The sequence below is a fragment of the Prosthecomicrobium sp. N25 genome, assembly GCF_037203705.1.
Lineage (GTDB): Bacteria > Pseudomonadota > Alphaproteobacteria > Rhizobiales > Ancalomicrobiaceae > Prosthecodimorpha.
This window is the reverse complement of record NZ_JBBCAT010000005.1, coordinates 109,782-128,096: the sequence shown is the minus strand read 5'-3', so window position 1 is coordinate 128,096 and position 18,315 is coordinate 109,782. Positions and strand designations below refer to the sequence as shown.

Genomic DNA, 18,315 nt, shown 5'->3' with positions numbered 1-18,315 from the left:
GGCGGATGGCGGACGGGTCGGGCGCTAGCCCTCGCCCAGGAACTCGGCGATCTCGCGCGCGGGCGGGAAGCGGCCGAAGCGCTTGATCTCCCACTCGAGCCGGACGCCCGAGGAGGCCAGCACGCGCGCCCTGACCGTCTCGCCGAGCCGCTCGATGTCGTAGGCCGTCGCCTCGCCGAGGTTGATCAGGAAATTGCAGTGCATCTCCGAGACCTGCGCGCCCCCGATCGTGAGGCCGCGGCAGCCGGCCGCGTCGATGAGCTTCCAGGCGCTGTGCCCCGGCGGGTTCTTGAAGGTCGACCCGCCCGTGCGCGAGCGGATCGGCTGCGCCGCCTCCCGGTGCGCCGTCACGGCCTCCATGGCGGCACGGATCTCCTCGGGCGGCGCCGGCTCGCCCTCGAACAGGGCCGAGGTGAAGACGAGGTCGGCGGGCGCCGAGGAATGCCGGTAGGCGTAGCCCATGTCGGCGTTCGAGAGCACCCGGACCGCGCCCGAGCGGTCGACCGCCCTGACCTCGACGACGCGTTGCCGCGTCTCCCCGCCGTTCGCCCCGGCGTTCATGCGCAAGGCCCCGCCGATCCCGCCCGGTATGCCGAAGTAGAAGGCGAAGCCGCCGAGCCCGGCCGCCAGCGCCGCCTCCGCGAGCCGTTTGTCCGGCACCGCCGCCCCGGCCCGGAGCCGGTTCGGCCCCTCCGGCTCGACCTGCCCGAAGCCCCGCGCGGAGAGGCGGACGGTCACGCCCGGAATGCCCCCTTCGCGCACCAGCAGGTTCGACCCGAGCCCGATGACCGTGACCGGCACGTCGGCCGGCAGCCGCTCCATGAAGAGCGCCAGGTCGGCCTCGTCCGCAGGCTGGAAGAGGAGCTCCGCCGGCCCGCCGGCCCGGAACCAGGTCAGTCCCGCGAGGTCGTAGCCGGGCTGTAGCGCGCCGCGGAGGCCGTCCTTGCCGATCCGCGCGAGGAGGTCGCTCACGCCCGCACTCCCTGGTCCTCGAATGCCGAGAGCTGCTTCGGCAGTGCATAGGCCCACTGGGTGATGTTGCCCGCCCCGAGGAACACGACGTAGTCGCCCGGCTTGACGAAGCCGCCCACCATCTGGGCGAGCTGGTCGGGGCTCTCCAACGCCATCACGTTGCGGTGCCCGCGCGCCCTGAGGCCGCCGACGAGCGCATCGCGGCTCATGCCCGGGATCGGCGCCTCTCCGGCCGCGTAGACGTCCGCGACGATGACCGCGTCGGCATCGTTGAAGGACTGGCAGAACTCCTCGAACAGGGAGGCGAGCCGCGAGAAGCGGTGCGGCTGCATGACGGCCACCACCCGGCCGCCCCTGCCCTCCCCGTCGACCGCCGAGCGCGCCGCCTTCAGCACGGCCATGATCTCCACTGGATGATGCCCGTAGTCGTCGAAGATCTGCACGCCGTTGGCCTCGCCGGTCAGCGTGAAGCGGCGCTTGACGCCCGTGAAGCCGGCGAGCCCCTTGCGGATCGCCTCCGCCGGGATGCCGAGCTGGTCGGCGACCGCGATCGCCGCCGTGGCGTTCGACACGTTGTGGATTCCCGGCATGTTGACGACGAGGTCGTCGATCGTCTTCTCGGCGCCGGTCACCCGGTCACGCACCGTGACCACGAAGCGCGAGGCGCGCCCCGCCGAGGTCACCTGCCCGTAACGCACGTCGGCCTGCGGGTTCGACCCGTAGGTGACGATCCGCCGGTCCTCGATCCGCCCAACCATGGCCTGGACCTCCGGATGGTCGAGGCACATCACCGCGAAGCCGTAGAAGGGGACGTTCTCGACGAACTGCCGGAACGCCGCCTTGACTTTGTCGAAGTCCCCGTAGTGATCGAGATGCTCCGGGTCGATGTTGGTGACGACCGCGATGTCGGCCGGCAGCTTGACGAAGGAGCCGTCCGACTCGTCGGACTCCACCACCATCCACTGCCCCGCCCCGAGCCGGGCGTTCGTCCCGTAGGCGTTGATGATGCCGCCGTTGATGACGGTCGGGTCCATGCCGCCCGCGTCGAGCAGCGCCGCCACCATCGAGGTCGTGGTGGTCTTGCCGTGCGTGCCGCCGATCGCGATCGCCGACTTGAAGCGCATCAGCTCCGCCAGCATCTCGGCCCGCCGCACGACCGGCAGCAGCCGCGCCCGCGCCGCGACGAGCTCCGGGTTGTCCCGCTTGATCGCCGAGGACACCACGATCACCCGCGCGTCGCCGAGATTGGCGGCGTCGTGCCCGATCGCCACAGCGATGCCCTTCTCGCGCAGCCGCTGGACGTTGTAGTTGTCCGCGACGTCCGAGCCCTGGACCGTGAAGCCGAGCGTGTGCAGCACCTCCGCGATGCCGCTCATCCCGATGCCGCCGATCCCCACGAAGTGTACGGGGCCGATCGTGGTGGGCATCTTCATGAGGTGTTCTCCGTTCTCGGCCGCGCCGCGGCTCTTGGTTCAATCGAAGCCGTCCGGCCGGGCCGGGTGGCCCGGCTAACGCGCCACCGCCTCCACGAGGTCCGCCAGCCGCTTCACCGCGTCCGGCCGCCCCTCGCCGCGCGCGGCCGCGGCGGCCGCCGCGAGCCGGCCGGGCTCGCGCATGAAGTCGCCGACGAGGCCGGCCAGCCGCTCGGGCGTCAGGTCCGCCTGCCGGATCGTCCAGCCGCCCCCGGCCTCCTCCAGCGTCCGCGCGTTCTCGGCCTGATCCTGGTCCAGAGCATGGGGGAGCGGCACCATGATGGCGGGTCGGCCGATCACCGCCAGTTCCCCGACCGTCGAGGCGCCGGAGCGGCAGACGACGAGATGCGACCGGGCGATCCGCGCCGGCAGGTCGACGAAGAAGGGCGCCGTCTCGGCCTCGATGCCGAGCCGCGACAAGGCCGCGCGCGTCGCCTCGAGGTCCTCCGGCCGCACCTGCTGGACGAGCTTCAGTCGGGCGCGCAGCTCGGCCGGCAGCCGTTCGAGGGCCGGCGGCACGGCCTCCGAGAAGAACCGCGCCCCCTGGCTGCCGCCGAACACCAGGAGCCGGAAGTCGCCCCCGGGCTGCGGCGGATCGTACGGGATCGTGGCCGCCTCCATCACCATGTCGCGCACCGGGTTGCCGGTGTGCACCGCCTTCGCCGCGAAGCTCTCCGCATGGCGGGTCTTGGCGAAGGACAGGGCGATCCGGGTAGCCCGCTTCGCGAGCCCGCGGTTCGCCCGCCCCATGACGGCGTTCTGGTCGTGCAGGATCGTGGGCACGCCCCGCAGCGCCGCCGCCAGCATGGGCGGTACGGTCGGGTAGCCGCCGAAGCCGACCACGGCCGCCGGGCGGATCCGCCCCAGGAGTCGCCAGGCCTGCAGGAAGCCGAGGCCGAGCTTGGCGGCCGTCCGGGCAAGCGCCGCCGGGCTCCGCCCGCGAACCGTCTCGGACGCGATGATGTGCACGGCCCGTGCCGGGAAGGCCCGCCCGTAGCGGTCGGCCCGCTCGTCGGTGGCGAGGTCGACCGTGAAGCCGCGCCGGCCGAGTTCGGCGGCGAGCGATTCCGCCGGGAAGAGATGCCCGCCGGTCCCCCCGGCGGCGACCAGCACCGTCCGGCTCACGCCAGCGCCTCCCTGAGCGCCGTCTCCTCGATCGGCCGGGCGATGCGGGTCGTCTGCGGGCGTCGGCGGGTGAGCGCCAGGATGCAGCTCGCCTCGAAGGCGATCGCCAGCAGCGACGAGCCGCCGTAGGAGATGAAGGGCAGCGTCATGCCCTTGGAGGGCACCAGGTGCAGGTTGACCGCGAGGTTGATGGCGCTCTGGATGCCGAAGAGCGTCACGAGGCCGGTCAGCGCCAGCCGGATGAACAGGTCCTCGCTCTGCAGCGCGTGGCGGAGGCCGCGCAGGATGATGGCCGCGAAGACCGTGACGAGCACCAGGCAGGCGATGATGCCGAACTCCTCGCCGAGGACCGCCGGGATGAAGTCCGTGTGGCTGTCCGGCAGGATCCATTTGACCGTGCCCTCGCCCGGGCCGCGCCCGAGCCAGCCGCCGTTCGTGAAGCTGTCGATCGCCCGTTCCGCTTGGTAGTTCTCCGAGCCGGGCTTCAGGGCCTCGGTCCCGTCGAACTTCGGCAGGAACTTGTCGATGCGCGCCGCCACGTGGGGCAGCATCACGTAGGCAGCCAGGATGCCGCCGACGCCCGCGACCCCGAGCAGGATCACCCAGAAGAGCGACACCCCGGCCACGAAGAACATCGCGCCCCAGGCCGTGACGGTCAGCACCGTCTGGCCGAAGTCCGGCTGCGCGACGAGGAGCCCCATGACGACCCCGAGAAGCATGATGGCGAAGAGGTTGCCGGGGATTTCCGGCCGCCGCTGCCGCTCCGCGAAGAGCCAGGCGATGACGATCACGAAGGCCGGCTTGACGAACTCGGACGGCTGGATCGAGAGCCCGGCGAGGCTGATCCAGCGTCGCGAGCCCTTGACCTCCTGGCCGAACAGGAGCGTCGCCCCGAGCAGCGCGATCCCGATGAGGAGCGAAACGAGCGCCACCCGGCGCACCGTGCGCGGGCTCATGAAGGACCCGGCCACCAGGATCAGGAGCGCCGGCACGAAGAAGGCCGCGTGCCGCTTCACGAAATGGAAGCTGTCCACGTTGATGCGCTCGGCGACCGGCGGGCTCGCCGCGAAAGACAGCACCAGCCCCGTCACCATCAGCGCCAGGAAGCCGGCGAGCAGGACCCGGTCGATCGTCCACCACCAGGCTGCGAAGCTCGAACGGTCCGTGCGGGCGACCATGGCTCTCCCCGTTTGTGAAGGCCTTCGCGCGGTTCTCGAACAGGATGCGCGAATGCCTTGGTGCGACTCATAAAAGCTTAACGTTGATACTTCGTTAGCCGACCGCGGACGCCCACGCTCAACGCTCGCCCCGCCCCACCAGGCCCGGGATGTCCCGGACGAGGCTGCGGAAATGGTCGCCGCGCTCCTCGAAATTCCTGAACTGGTCGTAGGACGCGCAGGCGGGCGACAGCAGGACGACGGGCTCGGCCGCGCCGTCGGCCGCGGCATCCCGTGTCGCTTGCCCGAGCGCCGCCGCGATGGTGCCGGATCGCTCGAACGGCACACGCCCCTCGAGGGTCGCCGCGAACTCCTCCGTCGAGACGCCGATCAGGTAGGCCTTGGCGAGGCGCGGGAAGAAGCCTTCCAGGCTGGTGATGCCGCCCGTCTTGGGCTTGCCGCCGACGATCCAGTAGATGCGGTCGAAGCTCGCCAGCGCCTGCGCGGTCGAATCCGCGTTGGTCGCCTTGGAGTCGTTGACGAACAGCGTCCGCCCCAGCCGGCCGATCAGTTCCATGCGGTGCGGCAGCCCGGGGAAGGTCTTCAGCCCCGCCATGATGGTGCGCGCGTCGAGCCCCAGCGCCCGGACGGCCGCGATCGCCGCCGCCGCGTTCTGCCCGTTGTGGGCGCCGCGCAGCGACGAGATCCCGCCGAGGTCGCCGACCACGGTGGCCGAGGCGGTCGCGGCTTCGACCACGTGCCCGGCCTCGTAGTAGAAGCCGTGCGGCAGCGGCCGCCGGTTGGAGATGCGGACGACCCGGGTGCCGGCCTGCTCGATCCGGTCCGCGATGGCGGTCGACAGCGGATCGTCGACCCCGACCACGGCCGTCTTCGCCCCCGCCACCAGCCGTTCCTTGATGGCCGCGTAGTTGGCCATCGTCCCGTGCCGGTCGAGGTGGTCCTCGGAGAGGTTCAGGTGGATGCCCACAGTGGGGTCGAGGCTCGGCGCGAGGTCGATCTGGAAGGACGAGCACTCCACCACGTAGTGGCGACCGGGCTGCGGCGGATCGAGCGACAGGACGGCGCGGCCGATGTTGCCGCCCATCTCCACGTCCCGCCCCGCGTGCCGGAGCAGATGCGCGATCAGCGCCGTCGTGGTCGACTTGCCGTTTGTGCCCGTGATGGCCACGAAGGGCGCCTCCGGGCAGCGCGCCCGGCGCTCGCGGGCGAACAGCTCGACGTCGCCAATGACCGGCACGCCGTGCCCGATCGCGAGGTCCACGCTCCAGTGCGGCTTCGGATGGGTGAGCGGCACGCCCGGCGACAGCACGAGGGCCGACAGGCTGCGCCAGTCGAGCTCCTCGAAGGGCGTCGTCGAAAGACCCGCCGCCCGGGCCCGGTCCATCGCGGCGGCGTTGTCGTCCGCCACGATCGCCTCCGCGCCGCCGGCCCGCAGGGCCTCGGCGGTCACCATCCCGGAGCCGCCGAGCCCGAACACCGCGACGCGCCTGCCCGCGAAGGTCTCGACCGGGATCATCGGCTCACCGCAGCTTGAGGGTCGAAAGCCCGATCAGCGCGAGCACGAAGGCGATCACCCAGAAGCGGATGACGACCTGCGGCTCCTTCCAGCCGAGCTGTTCGAAATGGTGGTGGATCGGCGCCATCTTGAAGACGCGCTTGCCGGTCAGCTTGAAGCTCGCCACCTGGATGATCACCGAGGCGGCTTCCAGCACGAAGATGCCGCCGATGATGGCGAGCACGATCTCGTGCTTGGTGGCGACCGCGACCGTGCCGAGCAGGCCCCCGAGCGCCAGCGACCCGGTGTCGCCCATGAAGATCGCCGCGGGCGGCGCGTTGAACCAGAGGAAGCCGAGCCCCGCCCCGATCACCGCTCCGAGCACCACCGCGAGCTCGCCCGTGCCCGGCGTGTGGTTGATGTTGAGGTAGTCGGCGAACACCGCGTTGCCGGTCGCGTAGGCGATGACGCCGAAGCTCCCCGCCGCGATCATCACCGGCACGATCGCGAGCCCGTCGAGGCCGTCCGTCAGGTTGACCGCGTTGCCCGCCCCGACGATCACCACGGCGCCGAACAGGATGAAGAACCAGCCGAGGTTGAGGAGCAGGTCCTTGAAGAACGGGAAGGTCAACGACGACGAGAAGGGGGCCCGGCCCGCCGCCATGATGGTCCACACCGCCACGCCGGCGATCAGGAACTCGAGCGCCAGCCGCTGGCGCCCGGAAAATCCCTTGTGGGACTGCTTGGTCACCTTCAGGTAGTCGTCGAAGAAGCCGATCATGCCGAAGCCGACCATGACGATCAGCACGACCCAGATGTAGATGTTGGTGAGGTTGACCCACAGCAGGGTCGAGAAGATGACCCCGGAGAGGATCATCAGCCCGCCCATGGTCGGCGTCCCCTTCTTCGCAAGGTGCGACTGCGGCCCGTCTGCACGGATCGGCTGCCCCTTCCCCTGCTTGACCCGCAGCGTGTTGATGATCGCCGGCCCGAACATGAACACGAAGGCGAGCCCCGTCAGGATGGCGCCGCCGGTTCGGAAGGTGATGTAACGGAAAACGTTGAGGGCGTTGAGCTTGTCGGAGAAATCACCGAGCAGGTAGAGCACGTCAGGAGCCTCCGGGCCGGTCAGGCCGATGCGTCTTCAGAGACCGCGACGGCCCCGTGGCGGGCCTGGAGAGCCTTGACGATAGGCCCCATGCGGCTGCCCAGGGACCCTTTGACCATCACGGCGTCGCCCGCCGAGACGGCCTCGAGGAGAATCGGCTGCAGGTCGTTCGAAGTCTCCGCATACGCGCCCCGCCGCTCGGCCGGCAAGGCCTGCCACAGCGAGCGCATCAGCGGGCCGCAGCAGAAGACAAGGTCGATCGCCGCCGCCTCGAGCGCGGGGGCGAGCCCGGCATGCAAGGCCGGTCCGGTCTCGCCCAGTTCCAGCATGTCGCCGAGGACCGCGATCCGCCGCCCGCGCAGCCCGACGGGCATCTGGCCGAGAAGGTCGATCGCCGCCCGCATGGAGGCCGGGTTGGCATTGTAGCTCTCGTCCAGCAGCAGCGCCTCGCTCTTGCCGATCCGGAGCGACGATCGCTGGCCCCGCCCCTCGGGCGGCGCGAGATCGGCGAGTGCCAGCGCCGCGCGGGCGAGGTCCGCCCCGGCGAGCACCGCGGCCGAGAGCACCGCCAGCGCGTTGACCGCCACGTGCCGGCCCGGCGCCCCGATCTTGGCCGTCACCGGCTCGCCGAGCACCGTCGCCTTGAGGGTCGAGCAGTCCGGCAGCAGCGCGATGGTGCCCAGCCGGCTGTCCAGGCCCTCGCCCTCGCCGAACGTCACCACCCGCGCCCCGACGGCGCGCGCGGCCTCGATCAGGATCGGGGTCTGCTCGATGTCGCCGTTGACAACGGCCGCGCCGCCCGGCTCCAGGCCCAGGAAGATCTCCGCCTTGGCGCGCGCGATGTCGTCGACGCTCGCGAAAAACTCCAGGTGCACCGCCGCCACCGTGGTGACGATCGCCACGTGCGGGCGCACCATCCGGGTCAGCGGCGTGATCTCGCCGGCGTGGTTCATGCCGATCTCGAAGACCCCGAAGTCGACGTCGGCCGGCATGCGGGCGAGCGTCAGCGGCACGCCCCAGTGATTGTTGAAGGAGGCCACCGAGGCATGCACCCGGCCCTGGGCTGACAGGACCAGCCGGAGCGCCTCCTTGGTGGAGGTCTTGCCGACCGAGCCGGTCACCGCCACGATCTTCGCCCCCGTCCGCGCCCGCGCCGCGACGCCGAGCCGCCGCAGCGCCTCCAGGACGTCGTCGACCACCACGTAGCGGCCCCCGCCCGGCATGTCGGCGAGCTTCTCCTCCGCCACCACCGCGACCCCTGCGCCGGCCGCGAGCGCCTTGGCCACGAAGCCGTGCCCGTCGTGCACGTCGCCCCGGATGGCGAAGAAGGCCTCGCCGGGCAGGATCGTCCGGCTGTCGATCGAGATGCCCGTGATCGCCGCCGCGGGGGCGCCGACGATGCGGCCCCGGCAGGCCGTCGCGAGCGCGTCGAGGGTCCAGAGCGGAGCTGTCATGAGCCTGCCTTTGCGAGCGCCGCCCGGGCGGCATCGTGGTCCGAGAAGGTGAGTACCCGATCGCCGACGATCTGGCCGGTTTCGTGTCCCTTGCCGGCGACGACCAGGATGTCCCCGGCCCCCAGCATCGCGACCCCCGCCTCGATGGCGGCCTGCCGGTCGCCGATCTCCAGCGCGCCCGGCGCCGCCGCAAGGATCGCCCGCCGGATCGCCGCCGGGTCTTCGCTGCGCGGATTGTCGTCGGTGACGACCGTGATGTCGGCGAGCCGGGTCGCGATCTCGCCCATGATCGGCCGCTTGCCGGGATCGCGGTCGCCGCCGCAGCCGAACACCACGACGAGCCGTCCGCGCGTATAGGGGCGCAGCGCCTCGAGCACCTTCTCCAGCGCGTCCGGCTTGTGCGCGTAGTCGACGAACACGGGCGCGCCTTCCGGCGTCGTCCCGACGAGGTCGAGCCGCCCCGAGGCGCCGACCAGTCCCTCGAGCGCGCCGAGCGCGGCCCCGGCATCGGTGCCCGTGACGGTGCAGAGGCCGGCCGCCACCAGCGCGTTGGAGACCTGGAACGTGCCGAGCAGCGGCAGCCGGATCGTGTGGCTGCGGCCGGCGGCGTCCACCGTGACGATCTGCCGGAAGCCGTCGGGCTCGGTCCGCGTCACACGGAAGTCGCCGCCCGTGCGGCCGACCGCGAACACCGTAAGCCCCCGCCGCTTCGCCCGCGCCGCCGCCGCCCGCCCGGCCTCGGTGTCCACGTCGACGACGGCCGGCTGGCCGGGCGCCAGCAGGGCCTCGAAGAGCCGCATCTTGGCGTCGAAATAGGCCTCGACCGACGGATGGTAGTCGAGGTGGTCCCGGGACAGGTTGGTGAAGGCTCCCGCCGCGAGCCGGACTCCGTCGAGCCGCCGCTGGTCGAGCCCGTGCGAGGAGGCTTCGAGCGCGGCATGCGTCACGCCGTCGGCGGCGAGATCGGCGAGCGTGCGGGCGAGGTCGACCGGATCCGGCGTCGTCAGCGACCCGTAGACGGCCCCCTTGGGGCTGACCACGCCGACCGTGCCGATCGACGCCGCCGCCCGACCCGTCGCCGCCCAGACCTGGCGCACGAAGGCGGCGACCGAGGTCTTGCCGCTCGTGCCCGTGACCGCCACGATCGTCTCCGGCTGGCGGCGATAGAAGCGCGCCGCCATCACCGAGAGGGCGAGCCGCGGATCGGCGACGCGCAAGACGGGCACGGCGAGCGCGCCGATGTCCGCGCCCTCCCCCGCCACCACCGCCGCCGCCCCGCGCGCGACCGCGTCGGCGGCAAAGCCGGCCCCGTCGGCCCGGGTGCCCGCGAGCGCGACGAACAGGCCGCCGGCAGCCACCTTGCGGCTGTCGGCCGTGAGGCCCGAGACGTCCGGATCGGCGGCCGGCGCGGCGCCCGGGATCGCGAGACCCCGGGCGAGGTCGGAGAGGCGCATCGGTGCTTCGTCCTAAAATGGGATTCCCAGGGACGCGGGTAACCGAACGCGATGATGAGGTCAATTGGCGGAGGCGAAGGCCGCCGGCGCCAGGTCGAACCGGGGAGCGATGTTGAGCATCGGCGCGATGCGCTTGACGATCGCCCCGACCGTCGGGGCGGCGTTGAGCGCGGCCGTCGCGGCGCCGACTTCCTTCTCCGGCTTGGGTTCGTCGAGCACCACGAGAACGACGTACTTGGGGTCGTCGATCGGGAAGGCCGAGAGGTAGGAGTTGAAGCGCTTGTTGCCCGAGTAGTGGCCGTTCTCGAGCTTCTCCGCCGTGCCGGTCTTGCCGCCGACCCGGTAGCCCGGCACATCGGCGCGCCGGCCCGAGCCGCGCTCGGCGTTGAGCTTGAAGAGATACTTCATCTTCTCGCTGGTCTCCGGACGCAGCACCTGTTTGGCGACGGCATTCGCCTCCGCGGCCGTGCGCAGGAAGAAGGTCGGCGGGATGAAGCGACCGCCGTTGACCACCGCGACCGCCGCCGCGGCCGTGTGCATGGGGCTGATCGAGATGCCGTGCCCGAAGGATTGGGTCGCGGTCGACACCTCCGAGAGCTTCTTGGGCCAGAGCGGCAGCGCGTTTTCGGGCAGCTCCATGGGGATCTTGGAATGGAAGCCCATCTTGGAGAAGAAGTCGTACTGCGCTTGCGCGCCGACCCGCATCGCCATCTTGGCCGAGCCGATGTTCGACGAGTAGATGAAGATCTCCGGCACCGACAACACGCGGTTCTTGCCGTGGAAGTCGGAGATCCGGGCGCCGCCGAACGACAGGCCGCCGCGCGCGTCGAAGCTGTCGTTGAGCCCGATCTTGCCGGAATCGAGCGCCATCGCCGAGTTGAAGGTCTTGAAGACCGAGCCCATCTCGAAGACGCCGCCGGTCGCCCGGTTCATGCGGTCCTTCTCGAGCGCCTGCGCGGGGTCGTTCGGGTCGTAGTCGGGCAGCGACGACATGGCGATGACCTCGCCCGTGTGCACGTCGAGCACGATGCCCACCGCCGCGACCGCCTGGTAGCGCTCCTTGGCGGCCGACAGCTCGTCGCGCACCACGTGCTGCACGCGCAGGTCGAGCGACAGCCGGCGCGGCTCGAGCCCCCGGTCGGGCACCATGCCGAGCTTGTGCAAGTCGCCGAGGCCCATTTCGTCGTCGATGTACTTCTCGATCCCGGCGATGCCCTGGTTGTCGATGTTGACGTGGCCGACCACATGGCTGACCATGCCGCCGCCCGGATAGAAGCGCTTGTTCTCGTCTCGGAAGCCGATCCCGGGAATGCCGAGGCGGTGGATGCGGAAGCGCTGCTCCGGGGTGATCTCCCTCTTCAGCCAGACGAACTTGGCGCCGCTCCTGAGCTTGTGGCGGACGGAGGCGTCGCGCATCTCCGGCAGCACGCTGGCAAGCGCCTCCACGGCCTCGTCGACGTCGAGGATGTGGTTGGGCTCGGCGAAGAGCGAGGACGTCTTGATGTCCGTCGCCAGCACCTCGCCGTTGCGGTCGAGGAGGTCGGGACGCGGCGAGGTCTGGTTGACGATCGCCACCGAGCCGGTGTGCTCCGGGCCCTTCACGCCGAGATAGACGAGCTTGCCGGCGATCACGCCATAGACGCCCAGGAAGCACGCCATGGCGAAGCGCAGCCGGACCTTGCCGATCGCGCTGCGCGGTGCCGGGGCGGAGGGCCGTTCCGTGCGGTCGGCCGGCGCTGGGGTGTCGGTCAGGGCCATGTCGCCGATCCGCCTATCTCAGGATGCTGTTGAGGGGGTCGTTGGGTCGGGGGTCGATGCCCTTGGGCTCGGCCGGCTTGTCGGTCTTGCCGGTCAGCCGCTCGCCGGTCTTCTTCACCGTGCCGGTGATGTCGATCGGCTTGATCGCCGCCACGCCCTTGAGGTCCTTCCGGGCGCCGGCGGCGTCCGCGGAAGCAGCCGGCACGGCGCTGCGGAACGGGATCTCGTCGATGGTCGCCACCTGGTTCGGGTCGAGCGGCTCCAGCTCCAGGTAGGTGTGGTAGCGCTCGGTCATCTCCTGCAGGCGACGGGGCTGGTTGAGGAGGCTCCATTCCGCCTTCAGCGTCGCGATCGTCTCGCGCTCCTGCTGGATCTTGCGGTTGAGCTGGGCCAGATGGGTCGTCGCCCGCTCCGCGTCGTACTTCAGGTAGTAGACGTAGCCGGCCCCGGCCAGCATGCCGCCGACGAGCAGGATATTGATCGTCCGCATCATGCCCGGCCCCTCCCCGATCCGCGGGTCTCGACCTCGGGCACCCCGAGCGCCGCCGCATCGACGGCACGCGCCGGCGCCGCCGTCCGGCGAGCGGCCCGAAGCTTCGCCGAGCGGGCCCGCGGGTTGGCAGCCACCTCCTCGGCGTCCGGCTCGACCGCGCCCTTGGCGAGGAGCGTGAAGGTCGGGTCCGGCACCAGGGTCTCGGGCGCATGCCGGGAGCCGCCGGCCCGGTCGCGCGAGCGGTCGGCCATGAAGCGCTTGACGATCCGGTCCTCGAGCGAATGGAAGGAGACGACCACCAGCCGCCCTCCCTCCGACAGCAGCCGCTCGGCCGCGCCAAGCGCCCGGGCGAGCTCGTCGAGTTCGCCGTTCACGTGGATGCGCAGCGCCTGGAAGGTCCGCGTCGCGGGATGGATCTCGTCCCGCCTCGGGCGGCCGAGCACCCGCTCGCAGAGGTCCGCGAGGTCGCGCGTCCCCACGAAAGGCGTGCTCTCGCGCCGACGGACGATCGCCCGCGCGAGCTGGTTCGCCTTCCGCTCCTCGCCGAGCAGATACAGGATACGGCCGAGCTCCCGCTCCGGCGTCGCGTTGACGACGTCCGCCGCGCTCGGCCCCGAGCGGCTCATGCGCATGTCGAGCGGACCGTCGAACCGGAACGAGAAGCCCCGCTCCGCCTCGTCGAGCTGCATCGAGGAGACCCCGACGTCGAGCACCACCCCGTCGGCCGACATGTGCCCCGCCGCCCGGACATGCTCGTCGAGATCGCCGAAGCGCCCCTCCACCAGGGTCAGCCGGCCGCCGGACCCGCCGACCAGCGCCTGCCCGCGCGCGATCGCGTCCGGGTCGCGGTCGATGGCGATCACCGCGGCGCCGGCCGCCAGGATCGCGCGGCTGTAGCCGCCGTTGCCGAAGGTGCCGTCCACGTGCAGCTCGCCCGGCTTGGGCGCCAGATGCGCCAGCACCGGCCCGAGCATGACGGGCACGTGGCGTTCCGCGTCGGTCATGCTGCGCCCCCGCGGGTTCGGGCGATCAACGCGGCCGCGGCCTCCCGCGCCTCCGCCTCGAAGCGCCCGAAGGCTTCCGGTGCCCAGATTTGGAACTTCTGCCCGAGGCCGACGAAGACGAGCTCGTCCGCGGCCCCCGTCGCCGTGCGGATCCAGTCCGGCACGACGATCCGGCCCTCGCCGTCGATGGTCAGCGTATCGCCCGCGCCCATCAGGGTCGTGGCCAGAAGCAGGTGCTCCGGCGAGAAGGGGTCGTGCGCGTCCACCACTGCGTCGATCTGCCGGATCAGCGCATGGCCGCCCGCCTCCACGGCCGGCTGGGAGAGCGCCCTCACGCAGAACAGCCCCTCGAAGCCGTCGCGCACCAGGACCGCTCGGAACGGGGCCGGGATCGAGACGCGCCCCTTGGCGTCGATGCGCTTGGGGTGCCGGCCGAGAAACCGCTCCATTCCCCTCCCCGCTCACGACCTGCGCCGCTCCTGACGGATGGCTGAAATCCCGCTGAAAAGACACCCGGACCGCGCGCAAGGGAGCCGGGAGCGGGGCCGCGACGGCGGCTCCGGCACCGGTCGGTCGGAGAGACCGAAAGCGCGAACGGGACGATTTGGGATAACATGGGCTCATATGGGCGTCAATGGAATCGGCCGCCCCGTCCACAGTCGGACACGGGCCTCCATTCAGACCTGAGCAAGGTTAACGAGCGGTTGAGGAACCCGGCTGAACGGCGCTGAATCGATTCAACATTTCAGATCCAGAACGTCCCGCCCGGGCGCCCGGCCGCCCAGGCCTGAGGCCCGGAGCCGGCCGGCAGGGCCGCTGCGTCCGGCATACGGGAATCCGATGGCGTGGCCGTGGCGTCACGGTCGCGCCGCAGCGCGGGCTCGACGGCAGGAGAAGAGGCGCCAGCCGGCCTGTAAGCCGGGTTCTGTAAGGCCGGGGTCGCCCCCGGCGCGACGGCCATTCATCTGGGACGTGCGTTGCCGCACGCCTCGCGCGACCGACCCGGGCGACTGGCTCGGAACCAGCTGGAGGCCGAAGCCTCCGCGTCGCCCCTATTTGGTCTTGCTCCCGGTGGGGTTTGCCATGCCGGTCCCGTTGCCGGTCCCGCGGTGCGCTCTTACCGCACCTTTTCACCCTTGCCGCGGGCGCACCCGCGGCGGTTCGATCTCTGTGGCACTGTCCCTGGGGTCGCCCCCGCCGGCCGTTAGCCGGCACCGTTGTTCCATGGAGCCCGGACTTTCCTCCCCTCCTCGCGGAAGAGCGGCCGTCCGGCCGACTGGCGCCGCCGTCCTTTCACATGGGGGCCGCGCGGTCAACCCGCCAGCCGGCGCGAGCCCGTCTCAGAGCGAGGCCATCGCCTGCTTGACCTTGTCGCAATAGGCCCGGTTGGCCGCCGTCGGCTTCTCGGCCGGATGGCCGCTCTGGAACTTCATGGCCGTCCGGCAGACGTCGCCTCCCGCCTTGCGGTGCGCGCCGGCGAGATACTTCAGGCCCCAGCGCAGATTGGTCTCCGGGTCGGCGAGATCCTTCTCGCTGCCCTTGTAGCCGAACTGGCGCGCGATCCTGACGTTGATCTGCGTGAGCCCGACCTTTCCGTCATCGCCCTTGCGCTTCGGATCGTAGCCGCTCTCCACCTCCACGATGGCCGCGGCGAGCTTCGGCGGGATCTTCTGCGCCTCCGCCTCGCGGGCGACCATCTGCCGGTACTCGTCGACCGACTTCGCGAAGACATCGCCGGCGACGGCCACCTGCTTGTCCTCGCGCGGCGCCGGCTTCGGGACGGGCAAGGCGGCGACGTCGAGAGGCGTCGCGCCCTCCGGCTGGTCCTGCACAGGCGCCATGGCGGCGGTGACGATTGGATCGGGGGCGGCCTCCGCGGCCGGCACGGGCGGCTCCCGCGGCACACCGGGCGGCAGGTCGGGCGCGATGCGGCCGTCCGCGGCCGGCACCGGCGGCAGCACCATCCGGCCGCCGACCACGACCGGCAATCCCGGCGCCGGCATCGCCTCCGGTCCCGGCCGCTTCGCCCCGGCCGCCAGCGCCAGCGTCTCGAAGCTCGCTGACACGCGCGCGACGACCTCCTCGGCACTCGGCTGCGGCGCGGTCGCCACTGGCGGCTGGGACGGGACCGGCGCCGGCCCGGTCCACGCCTGCGGACCCGCGCCCGTCGGCCCCGGCACCGGCTCGGCAGGGTCGGCCGGCCTGATCTGGGTCGCCGGAATGGTGGTGGTGACGACCGGGGCCGTCCGGCCGGCCGGCGCGTCGTCCGACATCTTCACATACGCGATGGAGGCGGGCACGGCCGCGGCCACGGTCGCGGTGGCGATGAGCCCCAGCTTGACGGGCGTGAACATGTCCGAGTGTCCCCTCATTGTCGTTCTTACGATGGCGACACATCAGATCCCGAATGGTTCATGAGCGCGAAACCATTGGGGCGATTTTGGGCAATCAACCGCTTCAATGTGGCTCAAATCGGGCAAGTCGTCCGGAGGATATGCTGTCGGAAGATCTTTCGAGTACGACAGGGCGGCCTCGAATTGATTCAAGCGCCGTCAGTATGTCGCAGGAGCACTCGAAGGTCGTCGAGCAAAGACCACACCCGCCCGCTCTCGCGTTCGACCGGGTCTGCGCGGGCCATCGGCCGGTCCGGCAGCGCAAAGGGCGCGATCGAGGGCGCGGAGCGATCCCTCGCGGGGCGCGTCCCGTGGAGGCTAGCGGACGGTTCCCTGCCGCGCCGTCTTGACCGCGCCGGGCCCGGAGCCGCCGGGCACCGGCACCATCGCGACGTTGTCCATGCCCGTGACCGCCCGGAGCTGGTCGCAATAGCGCTGGGCGCCGGCATTGATGGTCTTGGTCATGAAGCCGCCCTTGTACTTGGCGACCGCCAGGCACAGGTTGCCCTCGGCGTAGCGGAGATCCTTGGCGAGCTCCAGCATGCCCCACTGCACGTTCACGTCGGGCTTCAGGAGCTCCTCGTTCGTGCCCTTGAAGCCGAGGTAGCGCGCCGTCGAGGGCATCACCTGCATGAGCCCCAGGACCCCGTGCGAGCCGCGCAGGTTGGGATCGAACTTGCTCTCCACCCAGATCACCCCGAGCGCGACCCAGAGCGGCACGTTGTGCCGCTTCGCCTCGCGCCGGACGATCTCCAGGAACGGCCCGGCCCCCTTCGGCATCTTGCGGGGCTCGTCGGCCAGGATCGGGGCGGCCTGCGCGGGCGCGCCCGGCCTGCCGATGTTGGTCGTCGGGATCTCCAGCGAAGCCACCACCAGGGGCGCCCCCGCCCCGCCCGCCTTGGCGGCCGGGACCGAGGCGACCGGCGTCGGTGCGGCGGCGGCCTGCACGGGAGCGGCGAGCGGCGACGGCTTCGGCTTCGGGCGCGCCACGGCGAGCATGCGCTGGTCGGCCGGCGAAACCGGCACGGCCGCCACCGCGGGCGCAGCGGGGCGCGGGATCAGCGCCTCGGCCGCGGGCGCGAGCCCCTGGCGCGAGACCGTGTCGAAGACCGTGAAGGCGGACTCGAACCGGGCCCCCAGCGCGGCGAATTGCAGCGGCTCCGGGCCGCGCCCGGCACTCGGGGCTGCCTCGGCGGCGACGGTCTGGAACAGGCCGGCCGGCGGCAGCGCCGCGTCGGCCGACGCCCTGGCGGGCGCGATCCCGCCGCGCAGGTCCGACGCGTCGAAGCGGATGGTGGTGACCGGCAGGCCCGGCTTGCGGGCGGCATTCGCGGGCGCACGGCCGAGCTCGGCGACCGCCACGGCGCCGCCGACGAGGCCGAGACCGGCGGCGGCGAGCGCCGCGACGACGCGGATGTCCGGCAGGCGGAAGGACGGGAGGGCGGGGGATCGTCGGGCCGGCGCCCGCGCGAGGGGCGGCAATTGAACGGCCTGGACACGATCGTACTGACCCGCCATCGCTTCCTCCCTCAGGCCGCCGCGGCCGCCGACCGGGCCTGCGTGAGCAGCCGGTGCAGCGTCGTTATGGTCGATTGATCCGCGACCCCGTCGACCCGCGCCGGGCGCCAGTGGCGCTGGAACGCGGAAACGATCTGCTCGAGCGCCTCGTCGTAGACGCCCGTGATCTCGAGCCCGTAGCCCATCAGGGCGAACATCGCCTGCAGCGCCGCGATCGGCTCGCCGGTCTCGCCTCGGGCCAGGAAGCGCCCGCCGCCGACCGGCTCCGGCTCCACCCAGGCACCCACCCCAGCGCGCGCCAGCCGCGCCCACGGGAAAAGCTCGCCCGGATCGCGCTTGCGCGCCGGCGCCACGTCGGAATGGGCCAGCACGCGCTCGGCCGGGATGCCGTTGCGAAAGACGATGTCCCGCGCCAGCGCCTCCACGGCGGCGACTTGCCGGTCCGGGAAGGGCAGGTAGCCCGGATGCTCCGGCACCGGCTCGCCCTCGACCCGGTCGGGCATCCGGGAGAGGTCCCAGGGATGGCCCGCATGCGCGATCTCGATGCCGATCGAGCAGGAGTTGACGTCACGCTCACCGGCCCAGGAGGCGACACCGGCGTGCCAGGCGCGGCGGTCCTCCGCCACCATCTGGGTGACGCGGCCATCCTCGGCGACGACATAATGGCAGGAAACCTGGCTTTCCGGCGTGGCGAGCCAGCGGATCGCCCGCTCCGCCATCGTCATGCCACGACCGGCGGGCATCCCCGTATAGTGCAGGACGAGCATGTCGGCGCGACGCCCGCCCTTCCGCTCGCCGTGGTTCGGCGACGGACGGAGGTCCTGGACGAGGCCCGAATCCGGGCGCTCGAGCGGGGGCGTGAGCTCGGCGTTCATCGACGCCTTAATAAAC

General features: G+C 71.6%; 15 protein-coding genes and 1 other RNA gene. All 16 read right to left on the bottom strand.

Features of this window, described 5'->3' with window-relative positions; translation table 11 throughout:
* Positions 1–24: 24 nt before the first annotated feature.
* Entirely contained in the window at positions 25–972 is a 948-nt protein-coding gene (gene murB / locus WBG79_RS25055; protein WP_337359974.1) for a UDP-N-acetylmuramate dehydrogenase, read from the bottom strand.
* Positions 969–2,405: a UDP-N-acetylmuramate--L-alanine ligase gene (gene murC / locus WBG79_RS25050; protein WP_337359973.1), complete on the bottom strand. Its 1,437-nt coding sequence runs from the start codon at positions 2,403–2,405 to the stop codon at positions 969–971. The genes murB and murC overlap by 4 nt, the downstream gene beginning before the upstream one ends.
* A gap of 75 nt (positions 2,406–2,480) precedes the next feature.
* Positions 2,481–3,569 (bottom strand): undecaprenyldiphospho-muramoylpentapeptide beta-N-acetylglucosaminyltransferase, encoded by a 1,089-nt coding sequence (murG, locus tag WBG79_RS25045; RefSeq protein WP_337359972.1) that lies wholly within the window; start codon positions 3,567–3,569, stop codon positions 2,481–2,483.
* A complete protein-coding gene (ftsW, locus tag WBG79_RS25040) occupies positions 3,566–4,747 on the bottom strand; it encodes a putative lipid II flippase FtsW (protein WP_337359971.1) in 1,182 nt (393 codons plus the stop codon). The genes murG and ftsW overlap by 4 nt, the downstream gene beginning before the upstream one ends.
* Before the next feature lie 118 nt (positions 4,748–4,865).
* Positions 4,866–6,263, bottom strand: a complete 1,398-nt coding sequence (gene murD / locus WBG79_RS25035; protein ID WP_337359970.1) for a UDP-N-acetylmuramoyl-L-alanine--D-glutamate ligase — start codon at positions 6,261–6,263, stop codon at positions 4,866–4,868.
* Between the two features lie 4 nt (positions 6,264–6,267).
* Positions 6,268–7,350 (bottom strand): phospho-N-acetylmuramoyl-pentapeptide-transferase, encoded by a 1,083-nt coding sequence (gene mraY, locus WBG79_RS25030; RefSeq protein WP_337359969.1) that lies wholly within the window; start codon positions 7,348–7,350, stop codon positions 6,268–6,270.
* A gap of 20 nt (positions 7,351–7,370) precedes the next feature.
* The gene (locus WBG79_RS25025; RefSeq protein WP_337359968.1) at positions 7,371–8,804 is read right to left on the bottom strand and encodes a UDP-N-acetylmuramoylalanyl-D-glutamyl-2,6-diaminopimelate--D-alanyl-D-alanine ligase; all 1,434 of its coding nucleotides are present in this window, start codon (positions 8,802–8,804) and stop codon (positions 7,371–7,373) included.
* Complete coding sequence (locus WBG79_RS25020) at positions 8,801–10,258, bottom strand: UDP-N-acetylmuramoyl-L-alanyl-D-glutamate--2,6-diaminopimelate ligase (RefSeq protein WP_337359967.1); 1,458 nt, start codon at positions 10,256–10,258, stop codon at positions 8,801–8,803. Before WBG79_RS25020 ends, WBG79_RS25025 begins: the two co-directional genes overlap by 4 nt.
* Positions 10,259–10,318: 60 nt before the next feature.
* Positions 10,319–12,016 (bottom strand): peptidoglycan D,D-transpeptidase FtsI family protein, encoded by a 1,698-nt coding sequence (locus WBG79_RS25015; RefSeq protein ID WP_337359966.1) that lies wholly within the window; start codon positions 12,014–12,016, stop codon positions 10,319–10,321.
* A 13-nt stretch (positions 12,017–12,029) separates the two neighbouring features.
* Positions 12,030–12,509 carry a cell division protein FtsL gene (gene ftsL / locus WBG79_RS25010; protein ID WP_337359965.1) on the bottom strand — a complete coding sequence of 160 codons (480 nt, stop codon included), beginning with the start codon at positions 12,507–12,509 and terminating at the stop codon, positions 12,030–12,032.
* Positions 12,506–13,513, bottom strand: a complete 1,008-nt coding sequence (gene rsmH, locus WBG79_RS25005; protein ID WP_337359964.1) for a 16S rRNA (cytosine(1402)-N(4))-methyltransferase RsmH — start codon at positions 13,511–13,513, stop codon at positions 12,506–12,508. Before rsmH ends, ftsL begins: the two co-directional genes overlap by 4 nt.
* Positions 13,510–13,962 carry a division/cell wall cluster transcriptional repressor MraZ gene (locus WBG79_RS25000; RefSeq protein ID WP_337359963.1) on the bottom strand — a complete coding sequence of 151 codons (453 nt, stop codon included), beginning with the start codon at positions 13,960–13,962 and terminating at the stop codon, positions 13,510–13,512. The genes rsmH and WBG79_RS25000 overlap by 4 nt, the downstream gene beginning before the upstream one ends.
* 449 nt (positions 13,963–14,411) lie before the next feature.
* Positions 14,412–14,793, bottom strand: an RNA gene (gene rnpB, locus WBG79_RS24995) — RNase P RNA component class A.
* Positions 14,794–14,853: 60 nt separating this feature from the next.
* On the bottom strand, positions 14,854–15,867 hold the full coding sequence (locus WBG79_RS24990) for a transglycosylase SLT domain-containing protein (protein ID WP_337359962.1): 1,014 nt from the start codon (positions 15,865–15,867) through the stop codon (positions 14,854–14,856).
* A gap of 357 nt (positions 15,868–16,224) precedes the next feature.
* Positions 16,225–17,424, bottom strand: coding sequence for a lytic transglycosylase domain-containing protein (locus WBG79_RS24985; protein ID WP_337359961.1), 1,200 nt, complete (start codon positions 17,422–17,424; stop codon positions 16,225–16,227).
* An 11-nt stretch (positions 17,425–17,435) separates the two neighbouring features.
* Positions 17,436–18,299 carry a peptidoglycan recognition protein family protein gene (locus WBG79_RS24980; protein ID WP_337359960.1) on the bottom strand — a complete coding sequence of 288 codons (864 nt, stop codon included), beginning with the start codon at positions 18,297–18,299 and terminating at the stop codon, positions 17,436–17,438.
* Between the last annotated feature and the right edge of the window lie 16 nt (positions 18,300–18,315).

What these genes read in the sequence shown, in the direction of transcription:
- WBG79_RS24985 (WP_337359961.1), bottom strand. Translation starts at nt 17,424, where the DNA reads ATGGCGGGTCAGTACGATCGTGTCCAGGCCGTTCAATTGCCGCCCCTC.
- rsmH (WP_337359964.1), bottom strand. Translation starts at nt 13,513, where the DNA reads ATGACCGACGCGGAACGCCACGTGCCCGTCATGCTCGGGCCGGTGCTG.
- WBG79_RS25015 (WP_337359966.1), bottom strand. Translation starts at nt 12,016, where the DNA reads ATGGCCCTGACCGACACCCCAGCGCCGGCCGACCGCACGGAACGGCCC.
- murD (WP_337359970.1), bottom strand. Translation starts at nt 6,263, where the DNA reads ATGATCCCGGTCGAGACCTTCGCGGGCAGGCGCGTCGCGGTGTTCGGG.
- murC (WP_337359973.1), bottom strand. Translation starts at nt 2,405, where the DNA reads ATGAAGATGCCCACCACGATCGGCCCCGTACACTTCGTGGGGATCGGC.
- ftsL (WP_337359965.1), bottom strand. Translation starts at nt 12,509, where the DNA reads ATGATGCGGACGATCAATATCCTGCTCGTCGGCGGCATGCTGGCCGGG.
- WBG79_RS25020 (WP_337359967.1), bottom strand. Translation starts at nt 10,258, where the DNA reads ATGCGCCTCTCCGACCTCGCCCGGGGTCTCGCGATCCCGGGCGCCGCG.
- WBG79_RS24980 (WP_337359960.1), bottom strand. Translation starts at nt 18,299, where the DNA reads ATGAACGCCGAGCTCACGCCCCCGCTCGAGCGCCCGGATTCGGGCCTC.
- WBG79_RS25000 (WP_337359963.1), bottom strand. Translation starts at nt 13,962, where the DNA reads ATGGAGCGGTTTCTCGGCCGGCACCCCAAGCGCATCGACGCCAAGGGG.
- ftsW (WP_337359971.1), bottom strand. Translation starts at nt 4,747, where the DNA reads ATGGTCGCCCGCACGGACCGTTCGAGCTTCGCAGCCTGGTGGTGGACG.
- WBG79_RS25025 (WP_337359968.1), bottom strand. Translation starts at nt 8,804, where the DNA reads ATGACAGCTCCGCTCTGGACCCTCGACGCGCTCGCGACGGCCTGCCGG.
- WBG79_RS24990 (WP_337359962.1), bottom strand. Translation starts at nt 15,867, where the DNA reads ATGTTCACGCCCGTCAAGCTGGGGCTCATCGCCACCGCGACCGTGGCC.